The organism is Robinsoniella sp. (assembly GCF_034124845.1).
Map to the genome: position 1 here is coordinate 9,354 of NZ_JAWYAJ010000049.1, position 12,792 is coordinate 22,145.

13 protein-coding genes are annotated in these 12,792 nt (G+C 42.3%); 5 read left to right on the forward strand and 8 right to left on the reverse strand.

Annotation, left to right across the window (positions count from 1 at the left end):
* The 4 genes from ACH2DQ_RS02580 to ACH2DQ_RS02595 form a co-directional block, all read left to right on the forward strand.
* Positions 1-1,472 (forward strand): alpha-L-fucosidase (locus ACH2DQ_RS02580; RefSeq protein ID WP_395025464.1); only part of this gene is annotated, 1,472 nt, incomplete at its 5' end.
* Between the two features lie 136 nt (positions 1,473-1,608).
* Entirely contained in the window at positions 1,609-2,040 is a 432-nt protein-coding gene (locus ACH2DQ_RS02585) for a hypothetical protein (RefSeq protein WP_394914479.1), read from the forward strand.
* Between the two features lie 43 nt (positions 2,041-2,083).
* Positions 2,084-2,311, forward strand: coding sequence for a hypothetical protein (locus ACH2DQ_RS02590; protein ID WP_394914480.1), 228 nt, complete (start codon positions 2,084-2,086; stop codon positions 2,309-2,311).
* Between the two features lie 370 nt (positions 2,312-2,681).
* Complete coding sequence (locus ACH2DQ_RS02595) at positions 2,682-2,891, forward strand: flagellar export protein FliJ (RefSeq protein WP_394914481.1); 210 nt, start codon at positions 2,682-2,684, stop codon at positions 2,889-2,891.
* A gap of 108 nt (positions 2,892-2,999) precedes the next feature.
* Here ACH2DQ_RS02595 and ACH2DQ_RS02600 read toward each other — a convergent pair whose 3' ends face one another.
* Positions 3,000-4,103: a uroporphyrinogen decarboxylase family protein gene (locus ACH2DQ_RS02600; RefSeq protein ID WP_394914482.1), complete on the reverse strand. Its 1,104-nt coding sequence runs from the start codon at positions 4,101-4,103 to the stop codon at positions 3,000-3,002.
* A 125-nt stretch (positions 4,104-4,228) separates the two neighbouring features.
* Here ACH2DQ_RS02600 and ACH2DQ_RS02605 point away from each other — a divergent pair, with 125 nt between their 5' ends.
* Entirely contained in the window at positions 4,229-5,008 is a 780-nt protein-coding gene (locus tag ACH2DQ_RS02605; RefSeq protein WP_394914483.1) for a helix-turn-helix domain-containing protein, read from the forward strand.
* Between the two features lie 19 nt (positions 5,009-5,027).
* On the opposite strand, the gene ACH2DQ_RS02610 is transcribed toward ACH2DQ_RS02605, so the two are convergent.
* The 7 genes from ACH2DQ_RS02610 to ACH2DQ_RS02640 form a co-directional block, all read right to left on the reverse strand.
* Entirely contained in the window at positions 5,028-5,630 is a 603-nt protein-coding gene (locus tag ACH2DQ_RS02610) for a response regulator (RefSeq protein ID WP_394914484.1), read from the reverse strand.
* Entirely contained in the window at positions 5,608-7,173 is a 1,566-nt protein-coding gene (locus ACH2DQ_RS02615; RefSeq protein WP_394914485.1) for a sensor histidine kinase, read from the reverse strand. The genes ACH2DQ_RS02610 and ACH2DQ_RS02615 overlap by 23 nt, the downstream gene beginning before the upstream one ends.
* Before the next feature lie 104 nt (positions 7,174-7,277).
* Positions 7,278-9,338 (reverse strand): FtsX-like permease family protein, encoded by a 2,061-nt coding sequence (locus tag ACH2DQ_RS02620; protein WP_394914486.1) that lies wholly within the window; start codon positions 9,336-9,338, stop codon positions 7,278-7,280.
* A 12-nt stretch (positions 9,339-9,350) separates the two neighbouring features.
* Positions 9,351-10,097: an ABC transporter ATP-binding protein gene (locus ACH2DQ_RS02625; protein WP_394914487.1), complete on the reverse strand. Its 747-nt coding sequence runs from the start codon at positions 10,095-10,097 to the stop codon at positions 9,351-9,353.
* Between the two features lie 236 nt (positions 10,098-10,333).
* On the reverse strand, positions 10,334-11,503 hold the full coding sequence (locus ACH2DQ_RS02630; RefSeq protein WP_394914488.1) for a Gfo/Idh/MocA family protein: 1,170 nt from the start codon (positions 11,501-11,503) through the stop codon (positions 10,334-10,336).
* 12 nt (positions 11,504-11,515) lie between these two features.
* A complete protein-coding gene (locus tag ACH2DQ_RS02635) occupies positions 11,516-12,430 on the reverse strand; it encodes a sugar phosphate isomerase/epimerase family protein (RefSeq protein ID WP_394914489.1) in 915 nt (304 codons plus the stop codon).
* A gap of 27 nt (positions 12,431-12,457) precedes the next feature.
* Positions 12,458-12,792 (reverse strand): hypothetical protein (locus tag ACH2DQ_RS02640; RefSeq protein ID WP_395025470.1); only part of this gene is annotated, 335 nt, incomplete at its 5' end.

The window sequence follows — 12,792 nt, forward strand, 5'->3', positions numbered from 1 at the left end:
ACGATTTAAAACCATACTTAGAAGAAATTGACAGCGTGATTGCTAAGGGACCTTTTACAGACAGCTGGGATTCCCTGCAGCACTATCAGGTGCCGGATTGGTACCGCAAGGCAAAGTTTGGAATATTTATTCACTGGGGTGTTTATAGTGTTCCCGCATTTGGAAGTGAATGGTATCCCAGAAATATGTATATCCAGGGGAGTCCGGAATTCAACCATCATGTGAAGACTTATGGGACCCATGATAAATTTGGCTATAAAGATTTTATACCCATGTTTGAAGCGCCGAAGTTTGATCCTGATGCGTGGGCAGACTTATTTCAAAAAGCCGGTGCCAAGTATGTGGTTCCGGTTGCCGAACATCACGATGGATTCCAGATGTATAAGAGTAGGATTTCTCATTGGAATGCTTATGAAATGGGACCCTGCAGAGATGTGCTGGGTGAGCTGGACCATGCATTCAAGGAGAGAAATATGGAAACAGGGGCTTCTTCCCACCGGATCGAGCACTGGTTTTTCATGGGACACGGGAAAGACTTTGACAGTGATATCAAAGAACCTATGGAACGGGGCGATTTTTACTGGCCTGCAATGCCGGAGATGGGACATCAGGATCTATACAGTAAACCGGAACCTACCGAAGAATTCTTACAGGACTGGCTTTGCCGCACTTGTGAAATTATTGATCGGTATCGTCCGAAGATTCTATATTTTGACTGGTGGATCCAGCATCACTCTGCGAAGCCTTATTTGAAAAAGCTGGCTGCCTATTATTATAATAGAGCGGCACAGTGGGGAGAACAAGTTGCGCTAAACTATAAACATGATGCATATATGTTCGGCAGTGCGGTAGTAGATATTGAGAGAGGACAGTTCGCGGATATGAAGCCTTATTTCTGGCAGACAGACACCGCAATTGCTTTGAATTCCTGGTGCTATACAGAAAATAATGAGTTCCGCCCTGCAGAAGATCTGATTTGCGACTTGGTAGATATTGTAAGTAAAAACGGATGCCTGCTTTTAAATGTAGGCCCCAAAGCAGATGGAACGTTTTCAGAGGAGGATACGAAAATTCTACTGGAGATTGGTGAATGGCTTCAGGTGAATGGAGAAGCGATTTATGAAACCAGCGTATGGCGGAAATATGGGGAAGGTCCTACGGAAATTGTGGAAGGGCAGTTTTCAGATGGTATTAAGAAGAACTTTACCCATGAAGATATCCGCTACACGGTAAATGGCAGTTACCTCTATGCAACAGCATTAAAATGCAGTCCGGATGGTAATTATAACTTGAAATCCCTGGGAGTCCAGGATGCTTCCAGACAGGCAAATTTCCATGGAATTGTTTTAGATGTGGATGTACTGGGATTTGATGAAAAGCCGGAATGGGTACGGGATGAAGAAGGACTGCATATACATGTGAATTCCGTACAGAGCACCAAACCGGTTGTATTTAAAATTAAAATCGACTAATAGGGTATTTAAGATCTGTTCTTCATCAACGTGTCTCAGATAACGTATATTTCTGGTTGATCTGGTAATCATAGGTATTGCAGGACAGGCAGATTTCCGCCTGGAATAATAGAACGGAAAGGCAGATGGAATATTTATGAATGCAAATGCAGAGTTATTAAATTTTGTTTACCAGAACTCAGGAATGGGCGTAGATACGTTAAATCAGCTGCTTGATATTGTGGAGAGCGATGCTTTCCGCAAGCAGATTGAGAATCAGTTAAAAGGATACCGGGATTTTAATGAAAAGGCGAAGGCAATGCTGAATGAGAACGGATACAATGAAAAAGATATCAGCGCTTTTCAGAAAATGACATCCAATGTCATGATTAATGTGAAGACATTGACGGACAAATCAAACAGCCATATTGCAGAAATGATGCTGACAGGCAGTAACATGGGCATTATTGATGCAATTAAGAGCATCAAAAAGTATGAGCATGATGCAGAAAAAGATATTGTTACACTGATGAAAAAGCTTCTTGATTTTGAGGAAAAAAATGTAGAGAAATTGAAAGAGTTTTTATAAATAAAAACAATAATAGGAAAAGAATAAGCCGGAGATTTGTACAATGTGTAAACTTTACAAATTATTTCTGGTATATGCGCTGATTACGATCATATCCGGTATTGTTTTGTTTCTGATATTGACAGAAAATCTGATAACGATTAAAAAGGATCAGGCGTTGGAGATGAGTGGACAGGTCATCGAATCGGTTGATTCTTTTTTGCAGAAGTTCGTTTTCAGGAAGATCTGCTGGTACTGGAGAAGCACTACAGTGAACTGGAAACGACCTTGATTTGACGCATGAACTGGCGCATTATGTACGGCGTGATCTGTGGGGCAGAATAATAGCTGCCCTGGTAACCGCCATTCGATTGATTCAATCCTGCTGTTCGCTGGATATGCAGGGAATAAACCCATCACCAGTGAGAAAATACCGTTCAGCCCTATGACAGTAAAGAATCCTTCACAAAAACGGCCAAAGAAAATATTGCCCGTGCAATAGGAAATATGGAATATTTTGTAGAATTAGATATTATTGACTCGGAATAATAGAAAAGGCGATAAATTTGTCCAAATTTTCAGTAAAAATACTAGACAAATACCTCATTTAGAACTAATATATTCATATAGTATAAATTAGTGAATTTGAGGAGGATAATACGATGGCAAGAGGACAAAAAAAATCAATTGATGAACAAATTGAAATTCTGGATGGACAAATTGAAAAAGTGCAGGCAAAACTGGATGATCTCTTAAGTAAAAGAAAAGAACTGGAAGGAAAGAAGAGAGAAGAAGCGCTGGGGTATCTCTATGATATGATCCAGGAAAGCGGAAAATCTATCGAAGACATCATGATGATGATAACGGATTAGTGCCTGTTTAAAATTACTTTCTGACAACTGTGAATCCTACTATCAAGATATTTAAATACACTTGTGTGAAAATTCATAAAAATAAGGCGGCTCTATGCTGCCTTATTTTTATTTATAATACCCATAATCATGTGCAGCCTGGTACATGGCAATGATATTTTCAACAGGCGTATTATCCTGAATGGCATGGGTTGGTGCAAAGTGATATCCCCTGCATTCCATCATGATATCCAGGGTTTCTTTGCAGACATCGGTTACATCCCGGCAGGAACCATAGGCGAGAGGTCCGGCTGTGGAGATACATCCCCGGAAATTAAGCCTGCCTCCAAAATGTTCCTTTAAATATTTAGGTGACATATGAACGGCTTCCGGCTGCAAGGTGTCCACCCCTTTGATTCCGATTTCAATAAAATCTTCATAAACCCAGCTGGAAGATCCGCAGGTATGAATCAGAGATGGAATGTGATAGGAGTCAGCCAGGTCAGCAAATTGCTTGTGGATGGGTTTTAATACTTCCCGGTAAAGCTCCAGGCTGATCATGGGCCCGATCTGTGTACCCAGATCTTCTCCCAGCCAGAGAAAATCAATCTGCCCTTTACAGGCATGGAGCAATCGATCCAGCATTTTTAATTGAAATTCTGCACGTCTTAAGATCAGTGACATGGCGGCTTCGTCCTTTTCCAGCAGATGGCAGAGGATATCCTCTACGCCCATAATGCGTCCATTGGAGTTGATGATATCCGGCATGCCGGCATGTCCCGTAAAAAGTGCGAACTGATTGTCGTAAGATTTTGCCAGATCACTGGCTGCCTGATAATCAAAGCAGTCCGGGTCCGGTACCGGAAACTTTTCAAATGCTTCCTCGCAGGCGTCTTTTAACGGAAAATCGCAAAAGTCCCAATATCCACCGGTTTCATGCGCCACCCAGCGCATAATGCTTCCCTCCAGCTGATCAACCCGTCTCTTCGCCGGAACCGAGAATAACTCCGGACCGGTATAAGGTGCCTGGACAGGTCGGTAGTCTACCCCCAAGATCTGCAGGAGAGTTTCGTCAGAGAATCCGTCAATACCCAGGGCTTTTTTCAGTCTCTCATGAACTGCCGGATTTGCATCGTACCCAATTGTAACCCGGTCTGTCTTTTCGTAGAGAAAGGTACTTTTTACTCTCTCTTTAGCGGTCATGGTTTCTTTTCCTTTTTGAATGCTATACATAAGCACGCTCCTTTGTATTTCTTTTTATAAAGTTATGATATAATAGAATTGAATCAGTTACAATGCAGTAAAAAACCAGAAAATGAAAGAAACGACTCATATTATATAATTGGAGGAGGGATGAAATGAAGCTGAAAATGAATGTGATTAATCTATATCAGTGTGACCTTGGGTTTGAAACATCCCGCAGGGTGTTTGACTACCACTATATGCTTTATGTCCACAGAGGGAAAGGGCGGTATATGATAGGAAATAAGACTTATCCTGCAATTATGGGGGATTTGTTTTATGTGCCTCCGGGATTGGGAAATACCATTCTGGCGGACCTAGAAGATCCCTTTTTGCTATCCGGTATCGAGTTTACGCTCCAGGACCAGTCTGCCCAGAACAGAGCTGCACTGGCTGGTCTTCCTCACAAGACCAATATATTGAAAAATGGATTTTTAACAGATACCATACAGCAAATGGTAAAAGAGTATCAGATCGGGCGCATGTATTCCAGTCAGATTTGCAGCGGGCTTTTGGGTTCCCTGGTCATGAAACTGCTTCAGAATCAGGTTACAGGAGGATTGGATCAGGACCAGATCAAAGTACAGATCCTGGATTATATTGTAGAGCATATGCAGGCTGGAGTCACCCATCAGGAATTATCCAGGGTATTTGCCTGCCATAAGAGCACGGTGAATCGTATATTGACGGCATCCACGGGCATGAGCCTTAAAAATTACCTGATCGATTTACGGCTTAAAAAGGCCGGAGAGCTTTTAAAGTACAGCAATAAATCCATGAGTGAAATTGCAGAGTTATGCGGGTACCAGAGCAGCATATTTTTCTCCAGGCAATTCAAACAGAAAATGGGATTGACGCCGCTGCATTTTCGTAATAATAGTGGGGGAAAGTTGTAGCAGCACAACCGGAATTGTTTCATACAGGTGGAATATAACCCAGCTGCAGCCCCTTTGCCACCGCCTCTACGGAAGAGGAGACCTGTAATTTATCAAATACATGCTGCAAATGATTGGAAACAGTACGTTCACTTAAAAAAAGACGGTTTGCAATCTCTTTTCGTTTCCAACCTTCTGCCAGCATCTGAAGCACCTCTTTTTCGCTGAGGGTCAGTTCCTCCATAAAAGAATCGGTATTTGGGAAATAGGTATGTCCATTAGCAATGAACGAAAGGATATGCAGAAGTTCTTCCGGGGAAACAGTTTTGCTGATAAATCCTCTTGCACCTATTTTACAGGATTCCCTGCGGTAGACAGGCAGATCATATCCGGAGAGCATCACCAGCTTCTGCTGAGGAAATTCTTTTAAGATCCGCCTGGAAAGGGATAAACCGTCTTCGTTATTGCGTTGGTTCAGATTAATATCCATAAGGATGATATCCGGGTTCAGCCGGCAAATATCTTCCAAAATATTGCCGGTATCCTGGATGGAAGTTAAGGATTCGATTAAGGAATGGCCTTCCAGGGCGATTTCAAGGCTTTTGGCAAATAGCATATGGTCATCGACTAACAAAATTTTCATAAGAATGTTCTCCTTTCATCGGCATGGTGATCTGAACCGAAATGCCCCGGGGAGTGTTATCCTGAATCTTCATTTCGCCGGACAGGGACAGTGTCTGTTCCTGAATGGAAGAAATCCCTTTGTGATCGGATGTGGGTGAAAGCAAGATAGTATCTGCACAGGAAGTGCCGTTATCTTTGACGCACAGCTGGATATTGCCTTTTTCCTGAGACAGCGTTACCCACATATAGTTCCCTTTGGAGTGCTTATACACATTGGTAGTCAGCTCCTTTATAAAACGGTATATAATCAGGTGGTAAGGTTCAACCAAAAATAAATCGTCCGGGCATGAAAAGGTAGTAATAATGGTACGGTAGGGAAAAGATCTGCCTGTTTCTTCAATGAGATTTTGATAATTTTCCTTTAAAGTCAAAGATTTTACGATCACCGGATGATAGTCCCGCATTTGTCTGCGGATATTTCCGTTTAGATCGTCAAGGGTATTTAAGATCAGTTTCTGTACCTTGGGATCTTCTGATTTACTCATCAGATTCTTCAGGGATAAGACATCCTGCAGAATTTCATCATGTAGATAGTTGGAGAAATCTGCTTTTAACTGCTCTTCCCGCCGAATCTGTTCCAGCACTTTATTATAAGAACCGGATAGGAGGAAAGAAAATTTCTGTCTGCGGAAATTCTGCTCCAGCATAATATTACACAGGAATACCAGCCAGATGAACAGATTAATAATAAGAAAATATCCCCGGAAACTAAACTTCAGTAAATAGGATATCAGAACTACGGCAACGGCAAAAAACAGGAACATAATCCATGCCTGTTTTTTATGAAATACAGATGATAAGGGCGTACTCCTGGACTTTTTAAAGGATATGGCATGAATGTTAAAAAAGAAAAGCAGTACAACCAGGTAAACACCAAAATTTTCAAGATGTCCAGGAACTTTAGACATCAGGATGCAGTATAGGGCAAAGCCCCCGAAAATCAGGAAAAAAGAGGTTAAAATGTATTTACGCTCACTTTTCCAGACGAACCCCATTCTCTTATGATGCCGGATCAAGATTAGGAAAAAGCTGAAAACGGTGACGAGAAACTGGATTCCGTACATGCAGGCGAAGACCCTTGGAGAGATAAAAAGTCCGATAATGGAACCAATACACGACAAAACCATCAATATCCCGGTAAACCGCTTAAATTGATATCCGGTATCCTGAAAGAAAAATACCAGAGTAAACCTTGCTGAAGCGCAGAGGATCACAGGACCCAAAGCGCTCAGCGCTACTGTGCCTGCAGGGGAGGTATCCAGCGTAAACACAATATACCAGCAATTCAGAGCCAGCAATCCGCTGAACAGATTCAGCATCTTGTTATTTTTTAAGTTACAAGTAATGATATAGGAGATATCGAGCAGTATCAGGGTGGAAATCAGATAAGGAATAAAGCCCGTGGAATCAGATAATCTGCCAGGACCGGTAATGTATGCAATATATAACATCGTAATCAGGTGATTTGCCAAAAACAGCAATTTGATTTTTCTTGGTTTCATTCTTAATATCTCCATTTTTATTTTCAGTCATTATTTTAAAACACACTCTGGGATGCATGATGCACCCAAACCGGAGCGCACAGTTAACAGGAAGCAATTTTAAATCACGTCCCGGAGCTGTTAAAAATAATCCGATAGCATGCTCTCTTGGTGATCATATAATAAACCAGATATATAACAGCCGTCAAGCCTACAGAGGCGGCAACGGGAAAATACTGAATCAGTGAATTTCCCAATAAGTTCTGCATCAATCCACACTTATAAACAAGCAGGGCAAACAAACTGTCTGTTAATCCAATTATAAAAGGGATGCCATAAAAAGTGAACAACTGATTTCTGATAATTATCTTAATTTTTTTGCTGCTGTACCCCATTTTCATTAAAATGTCAAAATCTTCTCTGGAATCGGTTATTGCTGAGACATTATTAAAGTATAAAATGCTTCCGGTAGCAATGAAAAATAATACAACCAGAAATCCGATCAGAAGAAAAGTAGAACTGTTCAGAGTGAGCAGTGTATGGATCCGATGGGAATTACTCTGAAGATACGGGCTGCTATCCGTGATTTTTTCCATTGCAGTATAGAGAGACTCGTTGTTTTTTAAAACGGAACCATTGAGGCTTAATACCGTAGTTCTGGGATACTCCATGTCAGCGAGCTGTTGATAAGCTTCGTCGCTGATAATTAAAGTGCAGACGCTGTTGGCAAAAGAAACCGGATTGTCCAGTGTGGTACATTTGACTTTCAGATTCAGAAGCCCCTTTTTGGTCATCAGCGGATAAATGCTGCCGGTTTCATCATAACCATCCGGATTGGGTTCGTACTTAACCAGGATGCATGCTGTTTCTGACAGGGGGAGCAGCCCATTTAAAGAATCTGCCCTTCCCTGGGCTGTCATTAACTGTTTGTATGAGGATGCGGAAATACATTCAAATCCAGGCAGTCTGGTAAGCTTCTCGTTGTCTGCATCTCCTTTTGCGCTGCCAATTCCATATTCCGGAGGAAGAACTTGTGCATCAGAGGTTATTTTTAAAATATCTGTGAGGGTAAATGTAATGTGAGGAGTGTCTGCGGCATTCCGGTTGACCTGGTCAGATGATGCTGTTATCTGGATAGACTTCTCTTCAAGTACCTTTACCGTTTCCCGGATTTGCGCCTCATTTTCTACCCGAAATTCAATCTCCGAAGGTGCAATGCGGGAAACAGCAGCGATGGGATAGTATAATGTAAGACCCATCACCCCGGTTATGGTCAGGGTAGCGGCGGAAAACAAGGTGAGCATAATCATTGTTCTGGCATTACTGCGGATTCGGTAAATAAAATTTGGAATGGTTATAATCCTGACATCCGAATAGAAGCGTTTGCTGCGTTTTCTGATCATCATCAGGCAGGGCAGAAAGGAATTGATAAAAAATATGGTTCCCAATACAACAAGCAGAAGGGTTCCCATTCCAATGGGGGTAAATCCGGCGGTAATCCACAGAGAATCTTTTCCCTGCAATATATTTAGTGCCAGCAAATATCCGGACAAAATCATTAAAAGTCCCGCGATGGCAGGGAAAATCCGGGTTTTCATATTTCTTTCTGCACGTTTTTCCAGACGTATCAGATTCATAAGTGAAGTCTGCCAGACCACTTTTGTATTTGAAAGAAACATTGCAGACATCACTGCAACGACAAAGATTATGGTTTTGGCAATTGCTCCGCCGTGAAACAGAATCATCTTTCCCTCTAATGAAGGCAGTCGTAAAAGTGCTGTAATTAAGGTGACGACTCCTTGGTGCAGGAATGCGCCAAATATAGTGCCAATAATGAGAGAAACCATACATATAAAAAAGTTCTCCAGAGCTAACAGACGCAGAATGGCTGACTTTCGGTATCCCAACAGTACATAGATGCCAAGTTCTTTTGTCCTGCGGCGCAGAAAAAAACGATTGGAGTAGGTCATATAGAAGATAACAAATGCCATAAGGAAAACTGAAACTGTACGGCACATCATTTCCACCCTTCCATCAGAAGAGATTTTTTCCAGCATTACGTCATTCATAGAAAATGAAGTAAAGGCAAAAAATATTGTGATTACAAAGGAAACGGATATGAGATAAAGAGTGTAAAAAGAAAAGTTCTTCTTCAGGTTTTTCATAGCTATCAAAATAATATTCATAAGATCCTCCTGTCATGCATGATTTAAACGGGCGGTTTCTTCCATGAGGATCTCATAGAAGGCGTGTCGGCTGGTGTCATGATTCAGAAGGGTTTTTATAATGCGTCCGTCTTTAAAAAAGAGAATTCTTTTTGCATAACTGGCAGCATATGCATCATGGGTTACCATTAGGATGGTTGTTTCTAAATCTTTGTTTGTTTCGTACAGGGTAGACAGAAGTTCCGCAGCGGAACTGGAGTCTAAGGCGCCGGTTGGTTCATCGGCAAATAAGATACTGGGATTTTTGATCACAGCTCTGGCGGCTGCGGCGCGCTGCTTCTGCCCGCCGGAAAGCTCACCGGGATATTTATCGAGCTGGGAAGCAATGCCAAACCGTCTGGCAAGCCTGAGGACGTTATTTTCAATAACTTCTGGGGACATTTTTTTTAGTGTCAGGGGAACTGCTATATTTTCCCGGATGGTAAGGCTGTCTAACAGGAAATATTCCTGAAAAATAAAGCCCAGATGATCCCGGCGGAAATCGGCGGCCTTGCGGTCCGATAAACTGTTTACCGGAATACCCTGTATGCTAATCTCGCCGCTTGTTGGTGCATCAATAGTAGAAAGTACATTTAACAGTGTGGTTTTCCCGGACCCCGAAGCCCCCATAATACCGATAAATTCTCCGGATTCTACCTGGAATGAAACGTGATCCAGTCCCGGACGCTGGTTTTTGTGGTATATCTTTGTAATTTCGTTTGCCGATAACAAAATACTCATAACAATATCTCCTTTTCAATTGGTATATCAGACAGTATAGAAAAGGGAGTGGAGGATTGCATGAGTAATTTGCGCAAAATTTAAAAAAGCTATTAAGAAGATGGGATGTCTGACATTTCAGATATAAAAAAGGATGGAAGTATCCAGTGATATGCGCCCATCCAGGCAGACAGTTGTAATCATAAAACTGTTTACCGGGGAGGAACATACCACTGGGTGGCCTTCCATCCTATCTTTTATACCTCTTTCACCTTCGTCCATACCCTTGTCTTAGCGGATTCCAATATAGCATCCGAGATCAGTTCAATGGCATAGCCATCCCGGAAATTGGGGCTGACTTCCTGATCCTGCACGATAGCTTTGCAAAAATCATAACATTCTATGATCTTTGTCTCGGTATAACCGATACCAAGTGCCGGAATTGGCCACAGCCCTTCGCCGTAGGGGTGGCTGGGACCCGTGTAAACAGTACGGAACCCTCGTCTGTCATCCCCGTCTTTGGCAAAGCACACCTGAAGTTCATCCCTTCGTTCATAATTAAAACAGATAGAGCCTTGGGTGCCGTGAATTTCAAAGGTAATATAATTATTTCGTCCCCAGGCGTTTCTGGTGGCTTCGATTGTACCGAATGCACCGTTGGCGCACTCTGCCATAAAGCAGCACTGGTCATCTACATCCACCGCCTGACGGATGCTGCCTGCACCTCCTTTTGTATTGCCCAGGCTGTCGGACAGGCCGGATTGCACCGGACGGTCAGGGATGTATGTGGCAGTCCGGGCATTCACGCTGGTAAATTCACCGACGAGAAACCGGAGCATATCAACAACATGGGTACCGATATCACCTAAGGCACCGCTGCCGCAGATGTCTTTTTGAAACCGCCAGGAAAGGGGGGAATCGGGATCAGCTGACCAGTCCTGCAGGTAGGTGCCCCGAAAATCCAGAATTTTACCAATTGCCCCTTCATCTATGTATTTTTTAGCCAGCTGTACGGCAGGAGTTCTGCGGTAATTAAAGGCGACCATAGTTTTTACATGATTATTTTTAGCTGCCAGGTACATCTCTTTTGCCTGGCTGGTGGTCAGTGACAGGGGTTTTTCACACAGAATATGTTTTCCTGATCTGGCAGCAGCGATTGCAATTTCAGCATGTTCATTGTTGGGTGTGCAGATGTCCACCACATCAATATCCGGGTCATTGATAATATCGTGCCAGTCGGTGGTATAGGATGCAAATGCAAATTTTTCTGCCGCTTCTCTGGCAGCTGTTTCATTGATGTCTGCTATTATTTTTTTGACCGGGATGGCAGGAGCAGGCCAGAAGAACATAGGCATTCCTGCATAAGCGATAGAGTGGGCTTTTGCCATAAAGCCGGCTCCGATTAATCCGATATTTAATGTTTTCATAGATAGTCCTCCTTAAATGATGAACTGACGCATATAGCGGTAACTGAGTTTCAGGGAATCGATGATTTTTTCCTTTGTTCCTTCGAAAGCCTTGTCTTCAATTTCGATGCAGGAACAGCCGTCATATCCGATGTCGGTCAGTGCGGACACATATTTTCCCCAGTCCACATCGCCAAGACCCGGTAGCTTTGGTGACATATAATCCAGTGGATATGCCATAATACCGGCATCTTTTAATTTATCCGGATAGATTTTAATATCTTTATAATGTACATGAAAAATTTTCTCCCGGAATTCATAAAGCGGCCGCAGATAATCAATGCCCTGCCAGATAAAGTGTGAGGGATCGTAGTTAAGCCCAAAATGGCTGCTGGGTATCAGGGAAAATGCTTTTCGCCAGATTGCAGGAGTAGTCATGAGATTCTGTCCGCCCGGCCACTCATCCGGGCCAAACAGCATGGGGCAGTTTTCAATCGCAATTTTTACGTTATGTTTTTCTGCAAGTTCTATAATTGGCGTCCATACCTTTTGAAATTCAATCAGATTTTCTTCTATCGTCTTTGTCTGCATTCTTCCGATAAACGTTGTAATCATAGGTACACCAAGTTTCGGTGCAGCACAAATCATGTTTTTTAAATGTTCAATATAGTAGTTTCTTTTTTCCTGATCTTCCGTAAGCGTATTGGGATAATAAGCCAGAGCGGAGATTTCCACGTTTTTTTCACAGCAATAATCCTTAATTTCCTGGATTTTCTTTTCATTTAGATGTTCGATATCAATATGTGTTACGCCGGCATAGCGTCTGGATGCTTTTTCCACAGGCCAGCAGGCAACTTCCAGGCATTCATATCCAATGGAAGCAGCTGTATCTACTACTTCTTTAAAATCTTCATGATCTAATATAGCAGTAACAAATCCTAATTTCATAGCAATCATCCTTTCTTTATAAGGTGTTTATTTCCGCGAGCAACGAGCCAAACGGACACGCTGGCGTGTCCACTTAGCGACTGCCGCGAGGGTCAAATACCCCGCAGCTCGCTGCGCAATTTGATGCCCGGTTGCTTGTAGCGGGGGCTTTGACTTCCGCGGGACCTTTGATTGTGTTCCCACGAAGAGTACCTGATGAATAGTGACCATACAAAATATTTGCGCAAATTTTACTTCAAATCCATAATATACCGAAATGACTCTTCTTGTCAATGAAAAAAACAGGTTAATAAACTGTTGAAATTGACGAATCAGAAAAATAAAGAAAAAGGAAAAAAGCGGTAAATAATAAAAATACACAA